This is a genomic window from Acinetobacter halotolerans (genome assembly GCF_004208515.1).
In the GTDB taxonomy this organism is placed as follows: Bacteria; Pseudomonadota; Gammaproteobacteria; order Pseudomonadales; family Moraxellaceae; genus Acinetobacter; species Acinetobacter halotolerans.
The window spans coordinates 164,876-190,782 of the sequence record NZ_SGIM01000002.1 but is presented as its reverse complement, the minus strand read 5'-3'; the positions used below and the strand labels follow the sequence as shown (position 1 = coordinate 190,782).

Genomic DNA, 25,907 nt, shown 5'->3' with positions numbered 1-25,907 from the left:
TCACTCGATACGAAGATATAGTGAACTGCTACACAGATTAAATATCATCACATTTGCTAAAAATTCATTCAACTCTAGGCAGATTAGCCCTTGCCTTTTTAATGAAAAAGCGTTGTCATTAGCGAACGTTTAAAACTGAAGCAGATCGACATGCCTGATTTAAAAGCAATTCACCATTTTGATGTGATTATTGTGGGCAGTGGCGGTGCAGGTTTAAGTCTTGCACTCTCTTTACCAAGTCATTACAACATTGCCATTTTAGCAAAAGCAGCTTTAACAGAAGCTAGCACTTTCTATGCACAAGGTGGGGTTGCTGCGGTCTTAGACGAAACAGACTCTATTCAACAACATATTAATGACACAATGATTGCAGGCGGACATCTATGTGAATTAGATGCGGTCAAACATACGGTTGAAGGTGGTAAGCCTTCGGTTGATTTTCTCCTGAAACAAGGCGTGCAATTCACTTTAGATGATGATGAGCAACTTCATCTCACTCGTGAAGGCGGACATTCTCAACGTCGTATTATTCACTCCGCCGACGCGACAGGTAAAGCCATTTCAACGACCTTGGTTGAACGCGCACAAGAACGCGAAAACATTACAATTTTTGAAGATTATATTGCGATTGACCTTATTACGCTGCACAAACTTGGTCATCAAGATCAAGCCAATCGCGCGATTGGTTTATATGCCTTAAATGAAAATACCGAACAAGTTCATACCTTCTTAGCGCCATTCACAGCTTTAGCTTGTGGTGGTGCGATGAAAGCGTATCTGTATACATCAAATCCTGATATCGCAACAGGTGATGGAATTGCAATGGCTTATCGTGCAGGTTGCCGTGTTGCCAATATGGAATTTAACCAATTCCACCCAACTTGCTTATATCACCCAAAAGCTCGCTCCTTCTTGATCACCGAAGCGATGCGTGGTGAAGGTGCATATTTACGTTTACCTGATGGTGAACGTTTTATGTTGCGTTTTGACGAACGTGCAGAACTTGCACCACGTGATATTGTCGCGCGTACGATCGACCATGAAATCAAGCGCCTCGGTATCCGCCATGTTTGGTTGGACATCACGCATAAAACACCTGAATTTATTACTGAACACTTCCCTACGCTCTATGCACGTTTGCTTGAGCTTGGGATTGATATTACCAAAGACATGATTCCTGTGGTTCCAGCAGCGCACTATACCTGTGGTGGCGTGATGGTCGATGAACATAGCCAAACGGATCTAGATGGGTTATATGCGATTGGTGAAACCTCTTATACTGGTTTACACGGCGCAAATCGTATGGCGAGTAACTCACTGCTTGAATGTTTTGTATATGGTATGAGTGCTGCAGAAGATATTCAGAGCAAACACAACACAAGCTTTGAATTTCCAGATGTACCCTCTTGGGATGAATCTCAAGTTACCGATGCAGATGAAGATGTTGTCATCCTGCAAAACTGGGATGAACTACGTTCAACCATGTGGAACTATGTCGGTATTGTTCGTACGACTAAGCGTTTACAACGTGCTTTACATCGTATTGAAATGTTGAAACGTGAAATCAATGAATACTATCGAGATTATCGTGTCAGCAAGAACTTGATCGAATTGCGTAATTTGGTTTTGGTTTCGGAAATGATTGTGCGTTGTGCAATGGAACGTAAGGAATCGCGTGGTTTGCATTACACATTAGATTATCCTGAACTGTCGAATGAAATTCGCAAGACAGTGTTGACGCCACCAAATTTTAAGGTGGAACAGCCATTGGTGAATGAGTGATATTTTAAGGCTATTGATTTTCTTAAGCTTTATAAGTGATTTTGTAGTTGTTATTTACTATCGTGGTAGGCGACATGGATGTCGCCTGTTGCGCTGCGGTATCAAGGATGTACCGTCAGCGCAACAAAGGATTTTTGTTACTTTTCATCCCTGAAAAGTAAGGAAAGACCAATACAAAAAGCATTCATTTACCTGCATTTTTATGAGGCAAGGCAAACTCATTATCAAGGCTCTTATTTCAAATATTGCAAAGCTTCATCAAACACAACATCTGCATTCTGTGTTGCATCCAAACGCTTCATCCGTTCAGGTTCTGCTTGCCACAATGTCTCATAACCTGCACGCACTTTAGCGAAGAAACTCAATTTCTCTTGCTCAAAACGATCCAATGCACCACGCTCTCGCGCACGTGTCATGCCCAACTCAATTGGCGCATCCAACCAGAAGGTAATATTCGGCATTTTCGCCACAAAAGTTTGATTCAACAGTTGCAACTTTTCCTGACTTAAACCACGTCCAGAACATTGATAAGCAAAGCTGGCATCGGTAAAACGATCACTCAGCACAATCTTGCCTGCTTCTAATGCAGGTAAAATCACTTGCTGTAAATGTTGAGCACGTGCCGCGTAAATCAATAATAGCTCAGTATCATGACTCATTTGCTCATCATGATTCACCGCCAGTAATAACGAACGAATCTGTTCAGCCAAAGGCGTGCCACCCGGCTCACGGGTCAACACCACATCTTTGCCTTGCTGCTCAAAATACTGATGAATCTTACGAATCAACGTGGTTTTGCCTACACCTTCTGTGCCTTCAAAGCTAATAAACATTTACTCTTGCTCCTGCCTCTTGGCACGTAAAACCACCAAATACTCTTGGACTGCTCGGTTATGATCTTGCAAATTGGTTGTGAACTTATGTCCACCAGTTCCTGTTGCAACAAAATAAAGATTTTCCGCATCATCTGGATGCATCGCTGCTTCAATCGCTTTTTTACTTGGCAATGCAATCGGTGTTGGTGGTAAACCATTGATCGTATAAGTGTTATATGCCGTTGGAGTACGCAAATCATTACGTGTGATATTACCTTTATAGTTATCACCCATACCATAGATAACCGTTGGGTCCGTTTGTAAACGCATACCTATTTTGAGACGTCGTACAAATACACCCGAAACCTGTTGAAGCTCACTATCCAAACTGGTTTCTTTTTCGATAATCGAAGCCATAATCAACGCTTCGTATTTATTTTTATACGGCAGATTAGCCGCCTTATTTGCCCATGCCTCATCCAATGCTTTCATTTGACGACGATATAAATCCGTCAAAATTTTCTTGTCTGTTTCACCTTTAGCAAAAAAATAAGTATCAGGTGCAAATAGACCTTCAGGGTGAGAATAAGAAATATCTAAAGCTTTTAACAATTGATCTTGCGGTAAATCTAAAATCGTTTTGGTGACATTCGGATCATTTTTTAGCTTCTGCACCAACTGCTTAAAATTCGTACCTTCGATAACCAAGATCCGATTCATTTGCGCATTATCTGCATTGGCCAGCATTTCCAAAACCTGACGAACACTCATGCCCCGCGTAAGCTCATACACTCCAGCTTTCATACTGTCATGTATCATAAACTTCTGGTAAACCTTTAAAATAATCGGAACACTCACCTTTTGATCTTGGGCTAAGCGATCAATAAATTTTGAATAGGTATCACCAGATGAAATCACTAATAATTGTTTTTTACTCTCCATTGGATAAGGCTTAAATAAATTTGCCCATATCACGCCAAAGACCACCATCGTAAAAACACAGATAAATACAAGAAATGCTTTAAACGTAAATCTAGATTTCGGTTTAGCTTTTGGTTTTTTCTTACTTTTGCTTGGGTTCGGTGGCTTTGGCATATTTAATCAATCTGGCTAAGTTTTAAAGTTTCAAATAAATCAAGATAAGGTTGTTGCTCGAAAGCTCGATCATTGAATCGAACAACCGCCTTCATCGGATGCAATGCATTACAAAAAAATAGGTTTTGAATACGATCAACTTCATCAATGCCCATACAACGTTGCTCACATGCCACATCGTACTGCTGCATTCTTGATAAGATTTTGGATCGCATCACACCGTGGACGCCATTATAACGAAGTTCTGGGGTAATCCATCGATCATTTATACGAATAAAACAATTACTGCTCACCCCTTCAACAACATAGCCCTGTACATCACTGACCAGTGCTTCAAGCCAACCGCGTTGATCAGCCTCTTGTTTCAGTAGAACCTGCTCTAAACGATTGAGGGTTTTCAATCCAACGAGATGCGGCATATTTAAGCCCATCGTATGATTTAACACGCCACTTTCAATCCACTCAGGTTGAAAAACTTGTGTTGCTCTCGGGTAATACCACACATAAACATCGGCAGCATGTAAAGGTAAACTATAGCCACGGTCCCCTTCACCACGGCTAATTACGATTTTTAAAGTGCCATTTAAATTTGCATATTGTTGTTTTAATTTTTCGAGTGAAGCCTCAATCTGAGACAAATCAGCATCTAAACTTAAGCGCTGACAAGCCAATCTTAAGCGTGCCAAATGTTGTTCTTTAAGTTCAAAATAATTTTGGAACATTCGTGCTGTAGTAAAGCAACCATCACCATAATGAAATGCCCGATCAAGTAAAGGGATCGAATCAATCAACTGTCCATTTTTATAACATTGCATCGTTGAGTACAACCTAGATTTACTCTTTAAATAATACCCTTAAATTTGGTACTCGGAAACGTCATCTGCGACCTGCGTGGTATCAACACTATAATGTTTTTGCAATAAAATTAGAAAGATGAAAGAAGTGAACAGGTTTTGCAGATGACAATGGTTTTGCCTACTTTTGCCAAAACAAAAGTAGGTCGAGCCGAAGGCTTATCCTAAAATTGGAGAAGAATCCAGTATGACTCCGTTATGATCATTAAATTATTTTGAATAATTAATAACAATCATAGTTCTTATTCGAAATAAGATATTGATTTTTAAAAATTAAATAACAAATTTTGAAAACTAGTATTTTCTTATTTATCAAAAATTCAGCATAGCTTATCTGTTTTATCTATTTCTATATTTTTCATATCAAATGCGTTTTTAATTATTTTTTTTGCAAAAAAACCAGCGTTATGCTGCATCCATATTCTAAATGCTTATGCAATTTTAAGGGGTTTTTATGCGTTTATCTCAACTCAAAGTCGGTCTTTTAGCCGCTTTACTTTCAGCATCTAGCTTGGCAGCCCAAGATTTTTTAAATGTCTCTTACGATCCAACACGTGAGCTATACACAGATTTTAATAAACAATTTGGTAGCTTTTGGAAACAACGCACTGGTCAAGACATTAACTTTAAACAATCTCACGGTGGTTCAGGTAAACAAGCACGTGCGGTCATTGATGGTCTCAATGCCGATGTGGTGACTTTAGCTTTGGCTGCGGATATCGATGAAATTGCTAAAAATGCCAAACTACTTCCAAATGATTGGCAAAAGAAACTGCCAAATAACTCAACACCCTACACCTCAACCATTGTCTTTCTCGTTCGTAAAGACAACCCTAAACAGATTAAAGATTGGGGTGATCTAGTGAAACCCGGTGTAGAAATCATCACACCAAATCCAAAAACATCGGGCGGTGCTCGCTGGAACTATCTAGCTGCTTGGGCTTGGGCAAAACACCAAAAGGGCGGCAATGATACCAAAGCGCAGGACTTTGTCCGTCAAATTTATAAACAAACCAAAGTTCTTGACTCAGGTGCTCGTGGCGCAACCACAACATTTGCAGAACGCGGTATTGGCGATGTTTTACTGGCTTGGGAAAATGAAGCTTATTTAGCTGTGCGTGAACAACCGAATAAGTTTGAAATTATTACTCCTTCATTGTCGATTTTGGCCGAACCTCCTGTTGCAGTTGTAGAAAAAAATGCGACTAAAAATGGCAATCTGCAAATCGCACGGGGGTATTTAAATTATCTCTATTCACCAGCGGGTCAAGACATTGCTGCTCGTCATTTCTACAGACCTCGCAATGCCGATGTATTGAAGAAATATCAAACTGTATTTAAGCCACTGAAACTCGTCACCATTGATAAAGAGTTTGGCGGCTGGAGCAAAGTACAGAAACAGCATTTTGAGAACGGCGGCATCTTTGATCAGATCGTCAAGGCAAATAGTCGATAAGAATTGCTTTTAAAGAAATTCGAAGGAGAGCAGACATGACTCATACCCTTATTGTTCCTGGTGTAGGTGGTAGCGAAGTACAGCATTGGCAGTCTTGGTTACAACAACAACTCGTGTCTAGCTCTCGCATTCAACAGAAATATTGGGATCGACCAGTATTAAGTGAATGGGTGAGTCAATTTGTCAAAACAGTGGCGGAGATCAAATCACCAATACAAATCGTTGCACATAGCTTTGGTTGCCTCACCAGTGTTGCAGCACTTGCAGAGCATCCTGAACTTAAAGCAAAGGTGAAAAATCTAGTTCTTGTCGCACCAGCAAACCCAGCACGTTTCGGTGAAAGTGGTTTTGCACGCCATAGCTTGACAGACTATAAACAGTATTTCTATCAACTCAATATAGACGTGCCAACAACATTATTGATTAGTGAAAATGATCCTTGGTTGAACTATGTCGATGCACTACAACTTGCACAAGCATGGCAGCTCACCCCGATCAATTTAGGTCCTGTTGGTCATGTCAATGTCGCATCTGGGTACGGTCCATTTCCTGAAATTTTCAACTACTTGTTGTCTGAAAAAAAGAGACAGCCTCTAGCTCGAATGCCTCAGGCAAATTTTAATGTGAAATTTGCCTAAACCAAACACCCTGTATTTTTCGATTTAGCATTATTTATTTGCTTATTTAGCAAACCTTTCTCTTTGAGGAAATATCATGTCGCAGCGTTCCCGAGTGCTGCCTGGGTTTGGCCTATCTTTAGGCTTTACCCTCGCTTACGTGTCTTTGATTGTGCTTATTCCTTTATCTGCTGTCTTTATCAAATCTTTTGGGATTGGATGGGATGGTTTATGGGAAATTTTAACATCTGAACGAATCCTAAAATCTTTACAACTCAGCTTTAGTGCTGCGCTGATCGCTGCTTTTGTAAATGTCATCTTTGGTTTACTGCTAGCTTGGTGTTTAGTTCGCTACAGCTTTCCCGGTAAAAGAATCGTAGATGCACTGGTGGATCTACCCTTTGCTTTACCCACTGCTGTCGCAGGTATCGCCCTTACGTCTCTCTACTCAAAAAATGGTTGGATTGGACAGTATCTTGAACCATTAGGAATTCAGGTTGCGTACACTCCGATCGGTATCACTCTGGCATTGATTTTCATTGGTTTACCCTTTGTTGTTCGTACTGTCCAGCCAGTGCTGAGTGATATTGAAACTGAACTAGAAGAAGCTGCTTCTGCATTGGGTGCAAATCGTTGGCAAACCATTACCAAAATTATTTTACCGATTTTATTTCCTGCCCTACTAACAGGTTTTGCACTCGCCTTTGCCCGTGGAGTTGGTGAATATGGTTCAGTGATTTTTATTGCAGGCAATATGCCTTATAAGACGGAGATCGCACCGCTGATGATTATTTCTCGTTTAGAAGAATATGATTATGCAGGTGCGACCACCATTGCAGTCGTCATGCTACTGCTCTCTTTTGCCATCTTATTCTTGATCAACTTAGTACAAGCATGGGCTAGCCGTCGTACAGGGAGAGTTGCACAATGAGCTTAAACAACACTAGCGATACCTTAGCAATTAAGTTGCAAACTCGAGATGCAACCCGTGAACCTACATGGGTGCGTTACAGTCTGATTGTCGTGGCACTGATTTTCTTCTTGAGCTGTTTAATCCTGCCACTCATTTTGGTTTTTGTTGAGGCATTTAAGCAAGGTATCGAAGTCTACCTCAATGCTTTAATTGATCCAGACACATTATCCGCAGTAAAGCTGACTTTACTCACAGCAGCGATAGCCGTACCGATAAATGTGGTGTTTGGTGTTGCAGCAGCATGGTCTGTGGCGAAATTCCAGTTCCGTGGTAAAGCCATATTAACCACGATTATTGATATACCTTTTTCGGTTTCACCAGTGATTGCAGGTTTGATGATCGTTTTAATTTTTGGTTCGCAAGGCTGGATCGGTGGCTGGTTAATGGATCATGACATTAAAGTTCTCTATGCAGTACCTGCAATTGTCCTAGCGACTATTTTTATTACAGTGCCATTCGTTGCACGTGAATTGATTCCGTTGATGGAAGCACAAGGAACAGAAGAGGAAGAAGCGGCCATTGTACTCGGTGCTTCTGGTTGGCAAACCTTTTGGAGGGTCACACTACCTAACATCAAATGGGGTTTGATCTACGGCGTGATTCTGTGTAATGCCCGTGCCATGGGTGAGTTTGGCGCGGTGTCTGTGGTTTCAGGACACATTCGCGGTGAAACTAATACATTGCCCTTACATGTTGAGATTCTCTATAACGAATATACCTTTAGTGCTGCATTTGCGGTGTCTTCATTATTGGCATTTTTAGCAATCATCACCTTGATCTTGAAAACTTGGTTGGAAATTCGCCAAGAGCAAGCACACCAAGCAAATCCTTAAGGAATGAACTTATGAGTATTCAAGTTAAAAATATTGAAAAACACTTTGGTGCATTCCATGCGCTAAAAAATATATCTCTAGACTTTCCTGAAGGTCAGTTGGTTGCGCTTTTGGGTCCTTCTGGTTGTGGTAAAACCACACTTCTACGCATCATCGCAGGTTTAGAATCTGCTGACGGCGGTCAAGTTCTGCTTGAAGGTGAAGATGCGACCAATACGCATGTACGTGAGCGTCAAGTCGGTTTTGTATTCCAACACTATGCGTTGTTCCGCCACATGACGGTATTTGACAATATTGCCTTTGGTTTAAGGGTTCGTCCCCGCTCAACTCGCCCTTCTGAAGCAGAAATAAAAAAACGTGTCACTCGCTTACTTGATCTCGTTCAACTGGGCTTCTTAGCCGACCGCTACCCAGCTCAATTGTCTGGTGGTCAACGGCAACGAATTGCGCTCGCTCGTGCTTTAGCGGTTGAGCCACGTGTGTTATTGCTAGATGAACCTTTCGGCGCGTTAGATGCTAAAGTGAGAAAAGAATTACGTCGATGGTTACGTGCATTGCATGACGAACTTCATATTACCTCAATCTTTGTTACCCACGATCAAGAAGAAGCTTTAGAAGTTGCTGATCAGATCATCGTGATGAACAAAGGTGATGTAGAACAAATCGGCTCACCACGTGAAGTCTATGAGAAACCTGCAACCCCCTTTGTTTTTGATTTCTTGGGTCAAGCAAATCGTTTTGAAGGCGAACATACCAGCGGTATTATCCGTATCGGTGATGATCGTATTCAGTTACCAACCGCATTGGAAGTACCGCAAGGAAAAGTCATTGCATTTGCACGGCCAAATGAATTAAATATTCACACCCAAGCTCAGCCAAATACAATTGAGGCAACATTCTTACGTGAAGTGTGGATTGCTGGTAAAGTCGTGGCTGAATTACAAGATCGCAGTGGACATAGCATTGAAATTTTATTAACTGTAGAAGAGGCGAATTTGCATCAATTCAGACCAAATCAAACTGTTTGGATTAGTGCAGCTCAATTTCACTTATTTGCAGATCAAACGACGCAAGTCGCTTAAAAAATCTCCCTTGTGCTGCTGTAACCGCAGCTCCCCCCTCTTTTAAAAGAGGGGAATTTAGAGATAAGGAAAAACTTTTATGAACTTTCAACAGCTCAGAATTATTCGAGAAACTGTTCGCCAAAACTTTAATTTAACTGAAGCATCTGCGGCACTTTATACCTCCCAATCAGGTGTCAGTAAACATATTAAAGATTTAGAAGATGAGTTAGGTGTACAACTTTTTGTGCGTAAGGGGAAGCGCTTACTTGGTCTCACTGAACCGGGTTTATCATTACTCAATATCGTTGAACGGATGTTGGTCGATGCAGACAATATTAAACGTCTGGCCGATGACTTTAATAAAGTCGATGAAGGTACACTAACGATAGCCACTACACATACTCAAGCACGTTATGTGCTCCCACCAATCGTCAATCAATTTAAAAAATTATTCCCCAAAGTTCATTTGGTTTTACAACAGGCTAGCCCAGTTGAAATTGCAGAAATGCTGCTACAAGGTGAAGCCGATATCGGGATCGCTACAGAATCATTAACCACAGAAGAAAACTTAGCCAGCGTACCGTATTATGAATGGCACCATAGCATCATTACCCCCAAAGACCATCCACTAGCCAAACTCGATAAAATTAGTTTGGAACTTTTAGCGGAGTACCCATTGATCACCTATCATGGCGGTTTTACAGGGCGCTCTAAAATTGATAAAGCCTTTGAAGATTCGCAATTGCACGCTGATATTGTTATGTCAGCACTGGATGCCGATGTTATCAAAACCTATGTTGAGATGAATATGGGCGTGGGGATCGTCAATGCAGTGGCTTATGATGCTGAGCGTGACCATCGTTTACAACAGATTCAAACCGATATTTTTGGTGTCAATACCACTTGGATCGCAGTTCGCAAAGGTCATTTACTGCGTGGTTATGGTTATGAATTTATCTCGTTATGCTCGCCTAAAACAGATATCAAGGCGTTAAAAAAGGTTGCTTATCCTGAGGAGTAATCATAGAAACTCATCTTTGAATCTTCTCTTTTAAAAATTTAGAGCATAAAAAAACGGGCATAAAGCCCGTTCTTTTTTAAATGGTTTAGAAGCTAAAGCTTACGCCCACTTTAGCCACTGGCATCCACTCATATTTGCTCTTATTCGCAATATTATGTTCTTCATCTTTAACCGCTTGCGCTAGCGTACGGTCACCATTTTGACCAAGAATTTGGTCATCACCAGAAGTTTTTAAATTTACAGTTGGGTTACCAGTATAGTAAGCACCCATCTCACCAAAAAGACCAATGTTCTTATAGACTGGTGCGTTTATACCAACACCTAAATACGGCGAGATATTGTTGTCATACTTCATTGTGCCATCAATTTTAGCACTTTGATTTGGACCAGTTGTAAAACGCTCGCCATCAACTTTTACCAAACTGCTGTTCCCTACACGTTTTTTCAAATCATACTCATTGTCTAAATAAGCCACACCTGCAGCAACATAGAGTGCACGAGCAAACGCGTTTTGGCTTGCACCCCATGGATAAATTTCAGCATTTAGGTAGGTGTTGTTATTGTCCATATCCATATCATACTTAGTGCCATCGATTTTTAAATCATCAGACCAAGAAATATCACCGCCGTTATAACCTAAAGTAACGCCGACATATGGATTAACTCGATAAGAAATCGCACCACCGTAACCAGTAGTACCGACTTCAGCACGAACTGATACTGGATCTAAGTAAGAAGGTAACCCATAAGCTGATTCTTTAACAATTTGCTCATCTGCAAAAGCAGTACCTGCAATTGCTGTTAATACACCAGCCGCTAACACAACACGTAAAGTTTTCATTGAAGTCTCCTTAAAAAATACTCTTATTAAATATAATTGTTTCTGTGATTGAATCATAAAGGATTGATCGCTATGTTTTTATACAAAAACTGATTACTTTTTGTTATGTTTTGATACAAATATTGAGGAGTTATGTATTTTGAAATTATGAATAGAAAACAAACAACTCTGCTCAAACCTTACTATTACGCCTTACTTTCCGCTCAATTTATTGTAACAACTTTTTTCAAAGATTCTTGGTTCAAACTAGTGTAAAATCAACAAAATTTTTTTTGGAAGAAGGAAGATCATGTCTCAGCTTTCTACAATCATTGAGCAAGCATTTGAAGACCGTGCCAACTATAGTGCAGCGGATTGCCCTACCGAAATCCGTCAAGCTGTTGAAGAAGCATTGACTGGTTTAGACAACGGTACACTTCGTGTTGCTGAAAAGATCGATGGTGAGTGGGTTGTCCACCAATGGTTAAAAAAAGCAGTTTTACTTTCATTTAAGCTGAATGACAATACGCCAATCGAAGCGTGTGATCTTCGTTTTTATGACAAAGTCGCAACTAAATACTCAGGCTGGACTGAAGAACAGTTTAAAGCTGCTGGTGTTCGTGTTGTACCACCTGCTGTTGCACGTCGTGGTAGCTTCCAAGCGAAAAACGTCGTGTTAATGCCTTCTTATGTCAACATTGGTGCTTATGTAGATGAAGGTACCATGGTAGATACTTGGGCAACTGTAGGTTCATGTGCTCAAATCGGTAAAAATGTTCACTTGTCAGGTGGTGTAGGCATCGGTGGTGTTTTAGAACCATTACAAGCAAATCCAACAATCATTGAAGACAACTGCTTTATCGGTGCGCGTTCTGAAATCGTTGAAGGCGTCATTGTTGAAGAAGGCTCAGTTATTTCAATGGGTGTTTTCATTGGTCAATCGACAAAAATCTTTGATCGTGAAACGAGTGAAGTTCATTATGGTCGCGTACCAGCAGGTTCTGTTGTGGTTGCGGGTAGCCTTCCATCTAAGTGCGGTACATACAGCCTTTACGCTGCGATCATCGTGAAAAAAGTAGATGCGAAAACTCGTGCTAAAACAAGTCTAAACGACTTATTACGCGCTGACTAATTTAATTCTTATTACGCAACTTTAGTCGTCTTGCGTCTCTACGATCAGTCATGGTCGTAGAGATTTTGTTCTTTTATATGGTGTGGTTCTGATTATATGGCTTCCTTACGTTCTTCTGCAATTCCTGTCTCTGACCCTGCGGCTGGTTTACGCATTACCGAGATTTTTTATTCTTTGCAAGGCGAAGCAAATACCTTTGGTCTACCCACTGTTTTTATTCGCTTAACAGGCTGTCCATTACGATGCAGCTATTGTGATACCACTTACTCTTTTGAAGGTGGTGAGCGTTTATCCCTTGAACATATCATCGAAACGGCTAGCCAATTCAAAACACCTTATATTTGTGTTACTGGTGGTGAACCACTTGCACAACCGAATTGTCTTATTTTATTACAACGCCTTTGCGATCTGGGTTTTCAAGTCTCCCTAGAAACCAGTGGTGCTTTAGATGTCGCTAAAGTCGATCCTCGTGTTTCAAAGGTGCTCGATTTAAAAACACCAACTTCTAAAGAAGATCATCGTAATTTATTCAGCAATTTTGACTACTTAACCCAGCATGATCAGATCAAATTTGTGATCTGTAATCGCGCTGATTATGAATGGTCAAAGCAACAACTTGAACAGTTCCAGCTACAAACGAAAGTAAGTACGGTATGGTTCTCTCCTGCTTTCGCAGTTGAAAAAGGTGCTGCTGTTTTACCCACTTTTGCGCGTGATTTAGCGCAATGGATTTTAGATGACCATCTCCCCGTTCGTTTCCAACTACAGTTACATAAACTGTTATGGAATGATGAATCTGGTCGTTAAAATCTGTTTCTAGTCATACTTCTCTCCCCTTGAGAAATGGGAAGTGTCATAAATTTATCTTTAGGTTGAATCATGGAAAATAATATGCGTTCACGTGCCATCGTATTATTATCTGGCGGCTTAGACTCAACAACGTGTCTTGCTTGGGCACAAGCTCGCTATGAATGTGTTGCCATAAGTTTTATGTATGGGCAACGCTCTACCACAGAACTTGATGCAGCTAAAACACTTGCGCAAAATGCTGGTGTAGAACATCGTGTGATTAATATTGATTTAGGTAATCTTGGTGGGTCTGCACTTACAGATCACAACATTGATATACCAGAACAATTACAAGAAGGTATTCCTGTAACTTATGTTCCAGCACGTAACACCATTTTCTTGTCTTATGCCCTCGCAGCAGCAGAGGTTTTTGACGCTGAAGCCATTGTGATTGGTGTCAATGCTGTTGATTATTCAGGATATCCTGATTGTCGCCCAGAATTTATTGACGCTTTTGCCAACCTTGCTCGTCTCGCAACAAAAGCTGGCGTTGAAGGAAAACCCCTTAAAATTGAAACACCTTTGTTACATTTATCCAAAGCGAATATTATACGCTTAGGGATCGAACATGGCGTAGACTACAGTCAAACGGTATCCTGCTATCAAGCAGATGCTCAAGGACGTGCGTGTGGCAAATGCGACAGTTGCCGTTTACGTCATCAAGGTTTTATCGAGGCAGGTATTGCGGATCCTACGCGTTATACTGAACAGACGATATAGGGTAATAATTAGGTACATATATATGAAGTTTTTAAAATCAAATCTTATTCTTTCTACCATGATGTCTGCTGCTGCTTTAGTTGCGACAGCGACACATGCAAATACGAACCCACTCGAAGCTGCATATAAAAGTACCAATGTTAAAGCAGGATTGGTCAACGTATGTAAAGATCAAACTGCGAAAGGTGGCAAACTGACAGCAGCTGAAGTCAGCAAGTTTTGTGGCTGTCAGATCGATGCTCAAGGTAAAGTGACTGAAGCACAAAAATGGGAAATTCAAAGTGCAATCAATGCCAAGAAAAGCCCAAGTTCTTTAGCTTTTGTACAGCAGCAAAATAAAGATTTACAAAACTGTTTAGGTGCTCCACTTGTAAGCAAGTTGGAAAAACTTACTCAAGAAGCAATGAAATCTGCTCAACAACAAGCGCCGAAAAAATAAGCCCTTGTTGCTCGAAGGAAGCCTGCATTTTTATGCAGGCTTTTTTATATGTCTGTTAAAATCTGCTTATCTTTAAATAAGTTGAACGATACTATGCAGGATCAGTGGAAAACCAATACCCATAACAGTCAATGCATTGTCTCATTTAGTGGTGGCAAAGATAGCTCACTTGCGTTGTACCATGCCATGCAAACAGGCACTGTAACAGGGCTGATTGTGATGCTTGAAGAACACGGTCAACGTTCTCGTTCACATGCCATGCCACTAGACATTATTCAAGCACAAGCGAATGCAATTGGTTTACCTGTATTTATGGCCTCTTCGAGTTGGAGTGACTATGAAAGCAAATTCATAGAACTACTCAACCAAGCCAAGCAACAAGGTGCTGAGGTCTTGGTCACAGGTGATTTGGATATGCCTCAACATGGTTGTTGGCATGATCGTGTCACGCAACAAGTTGGTCTTAAACTGGGTATGCCCTTATGGTTGCGTCCACATAAAGAAGTGGTTGAAGAGTTTATTAAACTAGGCTTTCGCAGCGTCATCGTGACGGTCAATCTTAAACTCGGTATGCGAGTTGAGGATTTAGGTCAAATCTTAACTTTAGAATATATCCAAGCACTAGAGACTCGTGGTATCGACCCGTGCGGTGAAGGTGGTGAGTTCCACACCACGGTCATTGATGGACCAATTTTTAACAAAGCTATTCCTGTACGTCAGGGCGATATTGTTTATCATGAGGAATATGCTTTTTTACCACTTGAATTAAACCAAATCTAACTTAATAAAGGATCCCTAATGTCTGAAAATATCTTATTACCGAATCAAACCTTTCCAACAACACAAGGTGAAATCAATTTAACCGAACTTGCAAATGAGTGGTTAGTTTTATATTTCTATCCCAAAGATTCAACACCGGGCTGTACCACTCAAGCCGTGGGTTTCTCTTGCTTAAAAGACCAATTTGATGCATTGAATTGTCAAGTTATCGGAGTATCACGTGACTCTGTAAAAGCCCATCAGAATTTTACAGAGAAACAAGCACTAACCATTGATTTGATTAGTGATAAAGAAGAAGTACTGTGTAAACACTTCGATGTGATTAAAGAAAAGAACATGTATGGCAAACAAGTCATGGGCATCGAGCGCTCGACGTTTATTTTCCATAAGCAACAATTGGTAAAAAGCTATCGAAAAGTCAAAGCCGCAGGACATGCAGAACAAGTGCTTGAAGACTTACAAGCACTCCAAGCCGCTCAATAATCAAATATGACCATCGTAAAGTGAGTCTCAGACTCACTTTATTTTTTGAAGAGAATTGTTCAATGTAGTGCGCTTAGCTTATGATCAAAACATGACAATAATTATAGTAAGGGCTGACAACCAATGAATCATCTAAAATCATTTATTCAGGCACCTGTTTTAATTCTGCTCACCGCGTGTAGTGCCAGTTCATCCATTATTCCTCAAACAACAGCAGCATCCGTCACACAAATTCAAAAAACAACCACAGAAATCAGTTGTCAAGATTTATCAAATCCAGCTTACCAACAGGCAATGCTGAATGCGATCAATGAAATTCGCAAACACCCCCGTCAATGTGGTCAACAACACTTCCCAGCTGCTGCAGCTCTCACATGGAATAATCAGTTATACCAAAGCGCATTTGCTCACAGCAAAGATATGACCGAGCATAATTTTTTAGGGCATGTCAGCAGCACTGGACTCGATCTAAAAGCTCGTTTAAAACGTTATCAGTTCAAAGGGCGTGGTGGCGGCGAAAATGTAGCGCGTGGTCATCAGAATTTGAATGACGTCACCCAAAAATGGCTAACCAGCCCAGTGCACTGTAGCAATATCATGAACCCCAAATTTACGGATTATGCAGTCGCTTGCATTCCGAACCAATCATCGCAAAACAGAAATTACTGGACTCAACAATTTGGTGTTCGTTAAAAGGAATAATCATGCAAACTGGCTCAATTACCCCTATTCTTCGTATTTTTGATATAGATGTGGCCCAATCTTTTTATATGGATTATCTGGGTTTTAACATCGATTGGCAGCACACTTTCGGAGATAACTTCCCTATTTATTTACAGATTTCTAAAGGTGATTGCATTATTCACTTATCTGAACATTTTGGTGATGCAAGTCCACACAGTGCTATCCGTATTTACTGGGAAAATATAAGTTTGCTGCATTCAGAACTAAATGTAAAAGACTATAAGTTTGCCAAACCACAAATTGAAAAAACAGACTGGGAAACACTTGAACTGAGCATCACAGACCCATTTTCTAATCGTCTGATTTTTTGGGAAGATGCTTAGAGCCGTAATCTATTCCATTACCCGATAGTGAAACACTTTGCTGATTATTTTCCACATGCCTTTGTCATAGATAAAAGTTAAGGCATCATAAAAATATTTCGGTTCAATCACACATTCAACTTGGACGATTGCGGTTTTTTCACTGATGACGTTAATCGAAATGATTTTGTCCTGCCTTAGTTGTTTTTTTGAAGCAGGTGAAGTTCGCTGCTCTACAAGTGGGAAATACTCCGCCATCGTCAATTTAAGTAAGGGCTGATCCGTCACACAAATATACACCGCATCTCGATGAAAGACCTGTCTGAGTAAGCTTACATCACTGGTATATAATCCATCAAAATACTGTTGCAACTGCAATCGTATTGCTGCTATATCAGCGTGGTATTGTTCACTTTGTTTAGTCATTTTTTGCTCTCACCTATCTAATACGCTGTCTCATCTGCTGAACAGACTCACCAGCTACTCCCCAATTTTCTGTCGCGACTTCATCGATCACCACAAAGGTTGTTGCTGGGTCTTTGTTGAGCACATCGACCACTAAATCAGTCGCACCACGAATTAATTGCTGTTTCTGCGCCACCGTCACGCCTTCGTCTGTAACCTGTATCAAAATATAGGGCATCATTATTTCCTCATCAAAAACTTGTTCGGTTGAGGAATAAATTCATCAACTGATGCTTATCGTATTCTTTACATCAGTGTGATTAAATAGCATACAAATAAAATCATTTCTTACATGGTGTAATAAATGACACAACAACTCAAAAGAATCATGTTGAGTAGCGTAGAGTTATTTTGTTTAGTGGCCGAACGAAAAAGCTTTAGTCAAGCAGCAACGGTGGCTGGCTTGACGCCTGCTGCTGTTAGCCGATCTATCGCTCGACTTGAACAACGCTTAAATACGCAACTCTTTATCCGTAGCACGCGCCAAGTTCGACTAACAGATAATGGTGAGCTTTATTTTCAACAATGCAGAAACGCTTTAAATCAGATCATTGATGCAGAACAAATATTAAAAAATCAACACCAGCAACTCAGTGGAAAAATTCGTATGAGTGTGCCTACGCCATATGGACACTATAGAATATTGCCGTTATTACCTTTGTTTATGCAGCGTTATCCTGAGATTCAAATTGATATTCAATTGACCAATACAAATATCGACTTTATTGGTGAAGGCTTTGATTTAGCGATTCGTGGGCGTCATCCCAAAGACTCAAACTTGATTGCTCGGACATTAGAGCTTGCCGCATTAGTTGTAGTGGCTTCACCCGAGTATCTCGAATCAAAAACACCCCCACACAGTCTCCAAGAACTTGATCAGCACGAATGCATACAATTTATATTGCCCAGTACGGGCAAAAATGTGCCTTGGCTATTTAAAGTCGAAAATGAAATCATTGAGTATCGAACTAGAGGAAAATTACGATGTTTAGATGATATTTTAGGTACGGTTACGCTTGCAAAACAAAGTGCAGGCCTGCTACAGACTTATCGTTTTATCGTTGAACAAGATATCGAAAATGGGCACTTAATAGAAGTTTTGCAGCCATTTTCAGGAACAACACGGCCATTTTCCTTACTCTATCCGTCACAAAAATATGCATCGGCACATATCCGTGCGTTTATTGATTTTTTAGTCACGCATTTAAAAGCAGATATTGCATAATTTTTAATGGACTCATTCTATAAGATCTAAATTACTGTGATCACCTGCCAAAAATTTCTGCTGCAATGCGGTATAGATTGGAGTCTTTTGGAATTTTTCTAAAAATTGAATACTGCCTTTTGGAAAAGCTTGAGTTTTGATTTCGCCGCGATAGTAAGCTTCGCGCATCGGTGTTGCTGACAACGACGCTTTTAGACTCTCTAACTCAACCATGGTCCATTCTGGAAATAATTGTAAATAATAAGAGGATTCATCTTTAAAATGACCGATTAAACCGACTTTTGAATTTGATTGAACCACTTGATTCACCAAACTCTTAACTTGTTTAACCCATTTTTCGTCATTATATACATCAATCACATGTACAAAATGGATGCGTTGTTTATCTTCATCTCCAAAATTTGACAATATCATGGCCTCCCTTTCACTGGCGAGAAAAGGATTTTTAATATTTCGCTCTGCTTGAGCCGAACCAAGTGCTAGAACAACATTACGACTCTGTTGCAACGCAATTTCGATGGTCAACATATGCGCCAAATGAAACGGCTGGAAGCGTCCAATAAAAACGAGATAGTCAAATGTGTACATAGGCTTAATTTCACTTTTTGTGAACTCATCAGTTGCACTATAAAAATAAATATGCGACATAATGAGACCACTTTAAAAATCAATCTGGATTAAAGCAAGGATAGTACGATGACACTTAGCTGTATTCAACAACCACATCCACATTTGCAAGCAAATTTAGAAGATGGCGTACTCACCTTAGCCATCAACCGCGCAGAAGCTAAAAATGCGCTTTATGGTGAGCTTTATCTTTGGATTGCACAAGCATTTGATGAAGCAGATACCGATAAAAATGTTCGTGTGGTGATTTTCCGTGGTGCGGAACAAGATTTTACTGCGGGTAATGATATGAAAGACTTTATGGGCTTTATGCAAAAGCCTTATGAAGGAAAAGCTGGCGATCAACCACCGTTTGTATTATTAAAAGCAGCTGCTCGTTTTTCTAAACCACTAATTATCGCTGTAAAAGGTGTAGCAATTGGTATTGGCGTTACGATTTTACTTCATGCTGATCTCGTATATTCAGATAATACTGCGTTATTCCAAATCCCATTTGTGAGTCTAGGTTTGTCACCTGAAGGTGCAGCAAGTCGTTTATTGGTTAAGCAAACAGGCTATCAAAAAGCTGCTGAGCTATTATTTACAGCGAAGAAGTTTGATGCAGCTACTGCTCTAAAAGCAAACCTTGTGAATGACGTAGTTGAAGATGTGTATGCAACAGCTCAACAAACAGCTCAACATTTAGCTGCTCTACCATTGGCTTCAATCAAACAAAGTAAGGCCCTGATGAAAAAAGACCTCGCTGAAATCATTAGTTGTATTGATGAAGAAGCTGAAATCTTTATGCAGCGCGTACGCTCCCCTGAAATGATGGAAGCGGTACAAGCCTTTATGCAAAAGCGTAAACCTGATTTTTCTCAGTTTAACTAAGTTAGATGATGTAAAAACTGACCTAAACAGATGTTTATAAAATGTATCATCAGGGAAAATTGTAAGATTTTCACCTCGATATCTTTTTGAGCATCTGTTAAAGTTTAAATTAAGAAGCTAAACCATGATTGTCTAGGACATGAAGTGGAAATTAGCTTCTTTTTTTTATCTTTGGCGTGCGCTGTTGACCGCTGCTACAGCGGCATGTGACATAAACGGTTACTCTAAAAATATCTTTGTTGACAGGTCTAAGCGTGGACTTAACAGAGACTATTATTTTCATCATCAAAGGATGTTTTATGTTTGTACTTGAACCACAACATGTACATATGAATCAATCTGCTAAGGATAAAGCGGAAGCACTCGAATGTTTAGTCAATATATTGGTTCAAGATCAACTCGTAACACCAGACTATTTATCTGGATTACATGCACGTGAAGCCCAAAGTGCAACCTATTTGGGTCAAGGGATCGCGATCCCTCATGGCACCCCCCAATCCCGTGAATTTATTTTAGAAACAGGGATTCGCTTGGCACATTTTCCTGAAGGTGTGGTTTGGGATGGTGAAAACAAAGTCTATTTGGCAGTTGTCATTGCCGCAAAGTCTGATGAGCATTTACAAGTTTTACAAATTCTGACTCGTGCACTCTCTCAGGATGTTTCAGATCAAGTCCAACATACTAAAAGTGCAGCACAAATTATTGAGATTTTACAGGCTCAACCTGAAACACTCGTTTTGCATGAAAATTTGATCGAAACTCAAGTTCAAGCCACCGATATTGACGATTTCTTATGGTCAGCAAATAAATTACTTAAACAACAAAAATTAGTTGAGGCTGGTTTCATTAGCCAACTTGATCCTAAAAATCTCATCCAAATTCAAGATACGCTTTGGTCTATTTCAGCGAAAAATTATGTTTCACAATCTGCAGTCAGTATTGTCAAAGCAGATCAAGCTATTGATTTTAAAAACGAACAAATTCAAACCTTGATTTGTATTGCACAACATGAACAATTAAATTACCCACAATTACAACGTTTACTCGATTTATTATTCCAACCACAAATCCAACAACAACTCAGTGATCAACATCACCGCCAAGATATAGCCAAACTGGTTGGCGCGGAAACGATCCCAGATTGGCCATCACACAGTATTATTCTGGCAAATGCTCACGGACTGCATGCCCGCCCTGCGACTCAACTTGTCAATCTTACCAAAACCTATCAAGGTGATATTCGAGTTGCTGTTGATGGTGGGCAATTTATTTCAGCCAAAAGCTTAACTAAGTTGCTCGCGCTTGGTTGTAAATATGGTCAAACACTTACTTTCATTGCTGAACCAAATACTGATGCTGTTGAGGGACTCACGATCATTCTTCAAGCTGTTCAACAAGGTTTAGGTGAAGAAGTCGAAGCCATTGAAGAAAAAGTAGCGACTCAACAAATCTCAAGCATTGATTTTGAAGAAAGTATCGCAACACCAACAACAGGAATAGCAGCATCGACAGGTCTCGCTTTTGGTCCAGCGCATGTGATCAAGCCTAAACTTTTTCAATATGAACGTTTTGGAAACAATGTTAAGGCAGAAAAAGAAAAACTAGAAATTGCGCTGCATAGTGTTAAAAACACCCTTCATCAACTGATTGCAAAGACTGAAGCCAATGAGATTAAACAGATCTTCATGGCACATCTGGAAATATTGGATGATCCTGACCTGATCCAGCAAGTTCACCAAGCACTTAATCAGAACCTAAGTGCCCCAACTGCATGGTACGAATATATTGAAAAAGCAGCTCAAGCCCAAGCTGCTTTACCTGATCGATTACTCGCTGAACGTGCTGCAGATTTGCGTGATATTGGAGACAAAGTCTTAGCAGTTTTATGTGATGAAGTGGCGGTTCAAGAACCTGAACAATCTTATATTTTAATCATGCATGATGTTGGGCCAAGTGATGTCGCTCGTCTGAATAAAGACCGTGTTGCAGGCATTCTGACTGCTGTGGGTGGTGCAAGTGCACATAGTGCGATTGTTGCTCGTGCTTTAGGTATTCCTGCTGTTGTAGGTGCAAGTAAAGCGGTATTAGATATTGCTCCACATACAACGGTGTTGATTAATGGAGATACAGGTGCATTTGAAATCAATCCATCTCAAGCACAAATTGACCACGCCATTCATGAACGTGAATTGCAACATCAACGTCGCCATGAAGCAGAGCAACATTGTCACGAGCCAGCAATTACCTTAGATCAGCACCAAGTCGAAGTCGCTGCCAATCTAGGCAAAATTTTAGATACTGAAAAAGCGGTAAACTACGGTGCAGAAGCAATTGGTTTATTACGCACAGAATTAGTCTTTATGGCGCATCGTCAAGCACCTGATGAAGACGTACAAGAAAAAGAATACCGTCATGTATTAGATACCTTGGCCGGTCGACCTTTGGTAGTCCGTACTTTAGATGTCGGTGGTGATAAACCGTTACCTTACTTACCGATTGATGCTGAGGAAAACCCCTTCTTGGGTGTGCGAGGTATCCGTTTAACCTTACGTAAACCACAATTATTACGTCAACAATTAATGGCATTGGTTCGTGCTGCGGATAATCGCCCTTTAAGAATCATGTTTCCAATGGTCGGACGTATTGAAGAATGGCGCGCTGCTAAAGCAATTTTGGATGAGGTTTTGCTCAAGCATCCTTGCCCGAACCTCGAAGTCGGCATCATGATTGAAGTTCCATCAGCAGCCTTAATCGCACCCTTGCTTGCAAAAGAAGTCGATTTTTTCAGTATCGGCACAAATGACTTAACCCAATACACCTTAGCGATCGATCGCGGACATCCTATTTTATCTGCTGAAGCTGATGGCCTGCATCCAAGTATTTTAATGTTAATTGACCAAACTGTACGTGCAGCTCACGCACAGCAAAAATGGGTCGGTGTCTGTGGCGAACTTGCAGCAGATCCCAAAGCTGTGCCCGTTTTACTGGGTTTAGGTGTGGATGAGCTCAGTATGTCAGCGTCCAGTATTCCGCTAGTGAAAGCACAAATTCGACAGCTTAATTTTGCTGATTGCCAACAGCTTGCCCAACACGCACTCAAATGTGAAAGTGCGCCTGCCGTTCGATCATTCGTGGAGCAAACACATGGCTAAAATTTTAACCATTACCCTCAACCCTGCCATTGATGCCACCATCGAGCTTGACCAATTACGTATCGGCGAAGTCAATCGTCAACAGAACATTCAATATCATGCCGCAGGTAAAGGACTTAATGTTGCCCAAGTGCTACATGATTTAGGACATGAATTGATTGTGTCTGGTTTTTTAGGCACTAAAAATCAAATGCTGTTTAAGCAGCATTTTCAAGCGATGCAGTTTGACGACCAATTTATTTATATTGAAGGTGAAACCCGCCAAAATATCAAAATTGCTGAACAGTCTGGACGAATGACTGATATTAATGGTCAAGGCTTTCAAGTGTCTACCGCAGATAAACAAGCATTGTTCAAACGTATTCAACAATGTAGCGACTCAGTAGATTATGTGGTGATTGCGGGTAGCCTACCGTTGGGCTTTGGCGTGGATGATTTAAAACAGCTCATGCAAATCCTACACATACAAAACAAACCTGTCGCTGTAGACACGAGTGGCAAGGCTTTAACGGCTGCGATCGCCATGAATCCGTGGATGATCAAACCCAACACCGATGAATTACAAGAAAGTTTTGGGGTGTCTGTTGAAAGTCTTGAAGATCAACGACAATTATTCAAATCACTCAATTCTCAAATTGAACATATCGTCATTTCAATGGGTGAACATGGCGTACATTGGCTTCATCAAAACAAAGCTTATGCTGCACAACCACCTCAAGTACATGTGAAAAGTACTGTAGGTGCTGGAGATTCTCTTTTGGCGGGCATGATTCATGGGCTAGCATGCCAGTTATCGACAGACGATATCCTAGCAACAGCAACGGCAATTGCCAGTCATGCCGTAACTCAGGTGGGCTTTCGTGTTCCACCCCCTGAACTTTTAGCTGATTTAAAACAACACACAACGATCAAAACCTTGAGTGAATCTGATGCAAACCCTTAACTCTCTCTTATTGGTCATCAATCATCCTCAAAATCCTGTTGATGCATTGATTCTGACAAAAAAATTGGCGCAACTTGCGAAACAACAAGGTTTTGAAAGTCATACCATTTCAGTAAAAGATCAAATTCCTGACATTGCATTTAGTAAAGTTATTTTTATTGGTCAGACACCGACTCAACTTGACCCATTTAAAGCCTATCCAGTCGTCACTATTTCACTGGAACAAGCGAACCAAGATATCCAGCAGGCCTTTCAATACGCTTTAGCGCATACACAGCCAATTGATCAACTAAAAGCTGAAACTCAACTGAACAGCACACAACTAGCTCAACGTTTTGTTGCGATTACAGCTTGCCCAACAGGTGTTGCTCATACGTTTATGGCTGCCGAAGCATTACAACAAGGCGCAAACAAACTTGGCTATCAGATTGATGTTGAGACACAAGGCTCTGTAGGTGCAAAAAACATCCTCACTGATGAAGCGATTGCCGCAGCTGACATTGTTATTCTAGCCACTGATATTGAAGTAAATATCGATCGTTTTGTGGGTAAACGTGTTTATCGTTGCAGTACAGGTTTTGCACTTAAACAAACAGATAAAGCGTTCGCCGAAGCAATCAGTGAAGCGGCCGTTCTCGAATCATCAAAACAAAGTAAACAAGCAGCAGAAAATAAAAGCCAAGAAAAAACTGGCGTTTATAAGCACCTACTGACTGGTGTGTCTTTCATGCTGCCTATGGTCGTGGCAGGTGGTCTTTTAATTGCGCTATCACTTTGTTTTGGTCTTAATGCAGCGGAAGAAACAGGAAGCTTAGCTTATATATTAAAGCAAATCGGTGCAGCAGCATTCACCTTAATGGTGCCAATGCTGTCGGGTTATATTGCCTATTCAATTGCTGACCGTCCTGGTTTGGCGCCAGGCTTGATTGGTGGATTAATTGCCACACAACTTGACGCTGGTTTTCTTGGTGGTATCGTTTCAGGGTTCCTAGCAGGTTACATTGCCCTTTTTCTCGCCAAGAAAATCAAATTGCCAACCAGTTTAGAGTCATTGAAACCTATTCTGATCATTCCACTTTTAGGCACACTATCAGTAGGTCTGATTATGTACTATGTGGTTGGACAGCCAGTCGCACATATCTTTGAAATGATGAAAGATTTCCTCAACAATATGGGCACAACCAATGCTGTTTTGATGGGCATCGTCCTCGCATCAATGATGTGTATTGATTTGGGCGGTCCAATTAATAAAGCGGCTTATGCCTTCACAGTAGGGTTACTCACGACAAATACCTATATGCCAATGGCGGCGACCATGGCTGGCGGTATGGTTCCCGCCATTGGTATGGCGATTGCAACTTTGTTAGCAAAAAATAAATTCAATCAAAGTGAACGTGATGCTGGCAAAGCTGCCTTTGTACTAGGTCTATGTTTTATTTCGGAAGGTGCAATTCCCTTTGCAGCTAAAGATCCAATGCGTGTGATTCCAGCTTGTATTTTAGGTGGTGCTGTTACGGGTGCATTGGTCGCCTTATTCCACTGTGAACTGGTTACACCACATGGCGGCGTATTTGTTTTACTGATTCCAAATGCGATTAATCATGCGTGGCTGTACCTCGCTGCAATTACAGCGGGTAGCTGTATTACAGGAATCAGTTATGCATTACTCAAACGTCCAGAACCAAAACTAGAAACTGTAACGGCTTAATCTTCACATCATTTTTGATTTTAAAAGCAAGTTATTCCCCTTGAGTAACTTGCTTTTTTATTTAGATATGCTTTGATTCTAAAAATTTACTGATTCTATATTTTTATAAAAAAGTAACTTGTTCACTTCATCAGTTGG

27 protein-coding genes are annotated in these 25,907 nt (G+C 40.6%); 20 read left to right on the top strand and 7 right to left on the bottom strand.

Annotation, left to right across the window (positions count from 1 at the left end; all coding sequences use genetic code 11):
• The first annotated feature begins 144 nt into the window (after nucleotides 1–144).
• Nucleotides 145–1,782 (top strand): L-aspartate oxidase, encoded by a 1,638-nt coding sequence (gene nadB / locus EXE30_RS02985; RefSeq protein WP_171457319.1) that lies wholly within the window; start codon nucleotides 145–147, stop codon nucleotides 1,780–1,782.
• Between the two features lie 233 nt (nucleotides 1,783–2,015).
• Here nadB and tmk read toward each other — a convergent pair whose 3' ends face one another.
• Genes tmk through pabC form a run of 3 tightly spaced genes read right to left on the bottom strand, consistent with a single transcriptional unit; the run spans nucleotide 2,016 to nucleotide 4,507 of the window.
• Nucleotides 2,016–2,615 carry a dTMP kinase gene (gene tmk / locus EXE30_RS02975; RefSeq protein WP_130161129.1) on the bottom strand — a complete coding sequence of 200 codons (600 nt, stop codon included), beginning with the start codon at nucleotides 2,613–2,615 and terminating at the stop codon, nucleotides 2,016–2,018.
• On the bottom strand, nucleotides 2,616–3,692 hold the full coding sequence (mltG, locus tag EXE30_RS02970; RefSeq protein ID WP_130161128.1) for an endolytic transglycosylase MltG: 1,077 nt from the start codon (nucleotides 3,690–3,692) through the stop codon (nucleotides 2,616–2,618).
• Nucleotides 3,693–3,694: 2 nt separating this feature from the next.
• Nucleotides 3,695–4,507, bottom strand: coding sequence for an aminodeoxychorismate lyase (gene pabC, locus EXE30_RS02965; protein WP_130161127.1), 813 nt, complete (start codon nucleotides 4,505–4,507; stop codon nucleotides 3,695–3,697).
• Between the two features lie 493 nt (nucleotides 4,508–5,000).
• Between pabC and EXE30_RS02955 the strand changes: the two genes are divergently transcribed.
• From EXE30_RS02955 to EXE30_RS02930, 6 genes are all read left to right on the top strand, one after another.
• Nucleotides 5,001–6,002, top strand: coding sequence for a sulfate ABC transporter substrate-binding protein (locus tag EXE30_RS02955; protein WP_005195849.1), 1,002 nt, complete (start codon nucleotides 5,001–5,003; stop codon nucleotides 6,000–6,002).
• Between the two features lie 35 nt (nucleotides 6,003–6,037).
• Nucleotides 6,038–6,640, top strand: a complete 603-nt coding sequence (locus EXE30_RS02950; protein ID WP_130161126.1) for an RBBP9/YdeN family alpha/beta hydrolase — start codon at nucleotides 6,038–6,040, stop codon at nucleotides 6,638–6,640.
• Nucleotides 6,641–6,716: 76 nt separating this feature from the next.
• Nucleotides 6,717–7,550 (top strand): sulfate ABC transporter permease subunit CysT, encoded by an 834-nt coding sequence (gene cysT / locus EXE30_RS02945; protein WP_004668871.1) that lies wholly within the window; start codon nucleotides 6,717–6,719, stop codon nucleotides 7,548–7,550.
• On the top strand, nucleotides 7,547–8,425 hold the full coding sequence (gene cysW / locus EXE30_RS02940) for a sulfate ABC transporter permease subunit CysW (protein ID WP_130161125.1): 879 nt from the start codon (nucleotides 7,547–7,549) through the stop codon (nucleotides 8,423–8,425). Before cysT ends, cysW begins: the two co-directional genes overlap by 4 nt.
• 11 nt (nucleotides 8,426–8,436) lie before the next feature.
• On the top strand, nucleotides 8,437–9,507 hold the full coding sequence (locus EXE30_RS02935) for a sulfate/molybdate ABC transporter ATP-binding protein (protein ID WP_130161124.1): 1,071 nt from the start codon (nucleotides 8,437–8,439) through the stop codon (nucleotides 9,505–9,507).
• A 79-nt stretch (nucleotides 9,508–9,586) separates the two neighbouring features.
• Entirely contained in the window at nucleotides 9,587–10,510 is a 924-nt protein-coding gene (locus EXE30_RS02930; RefSeq protein WP_130161123.1) for a CysB family HTH-type transcriptional regulator, read from the top strand.
• An 85-nt stretch (nucleotides 10,511–10,595) separates the two neighbouring features.
• Here EXE30_RS02930 and carO read toward each other — a convergent pair whose 3' ends face one another.
• Complete coding sequence (gene carO / locus EXE30_RS02925; protein WP_130161122.1) at nucleotides 10,596–11,351, bottom strand: ornithine uptake porin CarO; 756 nt, start codon at nucleotides 11,349–11,351, stop codon at nucleotides 10,596–10,598.
• A gap of 289 nt (nucleotides 11,352–11,640) precedes the next feature.
• Between carO and dapD the strand changes: the two genes are divergently transcribed.
• The 8 genes from dapD (at nucleotide 11,641) to EXE30_RS02885 (ending at nucleotide 16,800) form a co-directional block, all read left to right on the top strand.
• Nucleotides 11,641–12,462 (top strand): 2,3,4,5-tetrahydropyridine-2,6-dicarboxylate N-succinyltransferase, encoded by an 822-nt coding sequence (dapD, locus tag EXE30_RS02920; protein WP_130161121.1) that lies wholly within the window; start codon nucleotides 11,641–11,643, stop codon nucleotides 12,460–12,462.
• A 96-nt stretch (nucleotides 12,463–12,558) separates the two neighbouring features.
• Nucleotides 12,559–13,269 carry a 7-carboxy-7-deazaguanine synthase QueE gene (queE, locus tag EXE30_RS02915; RefSeq protein WP_130161120.1) on the top strand — a complete coding sequence of 237 codons (711 nt, stop codon included), beginning with the start codon at nucleotides 12,559–12,561 and terminating at the stop codon, nucleotides 13,267–13,269.
• An 84-nt stretch (nucleotides 13,270–13,353) separates the two neighbouring features.
• Entirely contained in the window at nucleotides 13,354–14,031 is a 678-nt protein-coding gene (gene queC / locus EXE30_RS02910) for a 7-cyano-7-deazaguanine synthase QueC (protein ID WP_213072737.1), read from the top strand.
• A gap of 22 nt (nucleotides 14,032–14,053) precedes the next feature.
• A complete protein-coding gene (locus tag EXE30_RS02905; RefSeq protein WP_130161118.1) occupies nucleotides 14,054–14,470 on the top strand; it encodes a hypothetical protein in 417 nt (138 codons plus the stop codon).
• 93 nt (nucleotides 14,471–14,563) lie between these two features.
• Nucleotides 14,564–15,250, top strand: a complete 687-nt coding sequence (locus tag EXE30_RS02900) for a Dph6-related ATP pyrophosphatase (RefSeq protein WP_130161316.1) — start codon at nucleotides 14,564–14,566, stop codon at nucleotides 15,248–15,250.
• Nucleotides 15,251–15,268: 18 nt separating this feature from the next.
• Nucleotides 15,269–15,733, top strand: coding sequence for a peroxiredoxin (locus EXE30_RS02895; RefSeq protein ID WP_130161117.1), 465 nt, complete (start codon nucleotides 15,269–15,271; stop codon nucleotides 15,731–15,733).
• A gap of 123 nt (nucleotides 15,734–15,856) precedes the next feature.
• Nucleotides 15,857–16,426 carry a CAP domain-containing protein gene (locus tag EXE30_RS02890; protein WP_130161116.1) on the top strand — a complete coding sequence of 190 codons (570 nt, stop codon included), beginning with the start codon at nucleotides 15,857–15,859 and terminating at the stop codon, nucleotides 16,424–16,426.
• A gap of 11 nt (nucleotides 16,427–16,437) precedes the next feature.
• Nucleotides 16,438–16,800 (top strand): glyoxalase superfamily protein, encoded by a 363-nt coding sequence (locus EXE30_RS02885; RefSeq protein ID WP_130161115.1) that lies wholly within the window; start codon nucleotides 16,438–16,440, stop codon nucleotides 16,798–16,800.
• Between the two features lie 9 nt (nucleotides 16,801–16,809).
• Here the strand turns inward: EXE30_RS02885 and EXE30_RS02880 are convergent, their stop codons facing one another.
• Complete coding sequence (locus tag EXE30_RS02880) at nucleotides 16,810–17,205, bottom strand: nuclear transport factor 2 family protein (protein WP_130161114.1); 396 nt, start codon at nucleotides 17,203–17,205, stop codon at nucleotides 16,810–16,812.
• 13 nt (nucleotides 17,206–17,218) lie between these two features.
• A complete protein-coding gene (locus tag EXE30_RS02875; protein WP_034595116.1) occupies nucleotides 17,219–17,422 on the bottom strand; it encodes a 2-hydroxymuconate tautomerase family protein in 204 nt (67 codons plus the stop codon).
• Nucleotides 17,423–17,548: 126 nt separating this feature from the next.
• Between EXE30_RS02875 and EXE30_RS02870 the strand changes: the two genes are divergently transcribed.
• Complete coding sequence (locus EXE30_RS02870) at nucleotides 17,549–18,469, top strand: LysR family transcriptional regulator (RefSeq protein ID WP_130161113.1); 921 nt, start codon at nucleotides 17,549–17,551, stop codon at nucleotides 18,467–18,469.
• Nucleotides 18,470–18,481: 12 nt separating this feature from the next.
• Here EXE30_RS02870 and EXE30_RS02865 read toward each other — a convergent pair whose 3' ends face one another.
• On the bottom strand, nucleotides 18,482–19,057 hold the full coding sequence (locus tag EXE30_RS02865; protein WP_165382363.1) for a nicotinate-nicotinamide nucleotide adenylyltransferase: 576 nt from the start codon (nucleotides 19,055–19,057) through the stop codon (nucleotides 18,482–18,484).
• 108 nt (nucleotides 19,058–19,165) lie between these two features.
• On the opposite strand from EXE30_RS02865, the gene EXE30_RS02860 reads away from it, so the two are divergent.
• From EXE30_RS02860 to EXE30_RS02845, 4 genes are all read left to right on the top strand, one after another.
• Complete coding sequence (locus EXE30_RS02860) at nucleotides 19,166–19,966, top strand: enoyl-CoA hydratase-related protein (protein ID WP_130161111.1); 801 nt, start codon at nucleotides 19,166–19,168, stop codon at nucleotides 19,964–19,966.
• Between the two features lie 299 nt (nucleotides 19,967–20,265).
• On the top strand, nucleotides 20,266–23,118 hold the full coding sequence (gene ptsP, locus EXE30_RS02855; protein WP_130161110.1) for a phosphoenolpyruvate--protein phosphotransferase: 2,853 nt from the start codon (nucleotides 20,266–20,268) through the stop codon (nucleotides 23,116–23,118).
• On the top strand, nucleotides 23,111–24,061 hold the full coding sequence (gene pfkB, locus EXE30_RS02850; protein WP_130161109.1) for a 1-phosphofructokinase: 951 nt from the start codon (nucleotides 23,111–23,113) through the stop codon (nucleotides 24,059–24,061). Before ptsP ends, pfkB begins: the two co-directional genes overlap by 8 nt.
• Nucleotides 24,048–25,769: a fructose-specific PTS transporter subunit EIIC gene (locus EXE30_RS02845; protein ID WP_130161108.1), complete on the top strand. Its 1,722-nt coding sequence runs from the start codon at nucleotides 24,048–24,050 to the stop codon at nucleotides 25,767–25,769. The genes pfkB and EXE30_RS02845 overlap by 14 nt, the downstream gene beginning before the upstream one ends.
• Nucleotides 25,770–25,907: the final 138 nt, after the last annotated feature.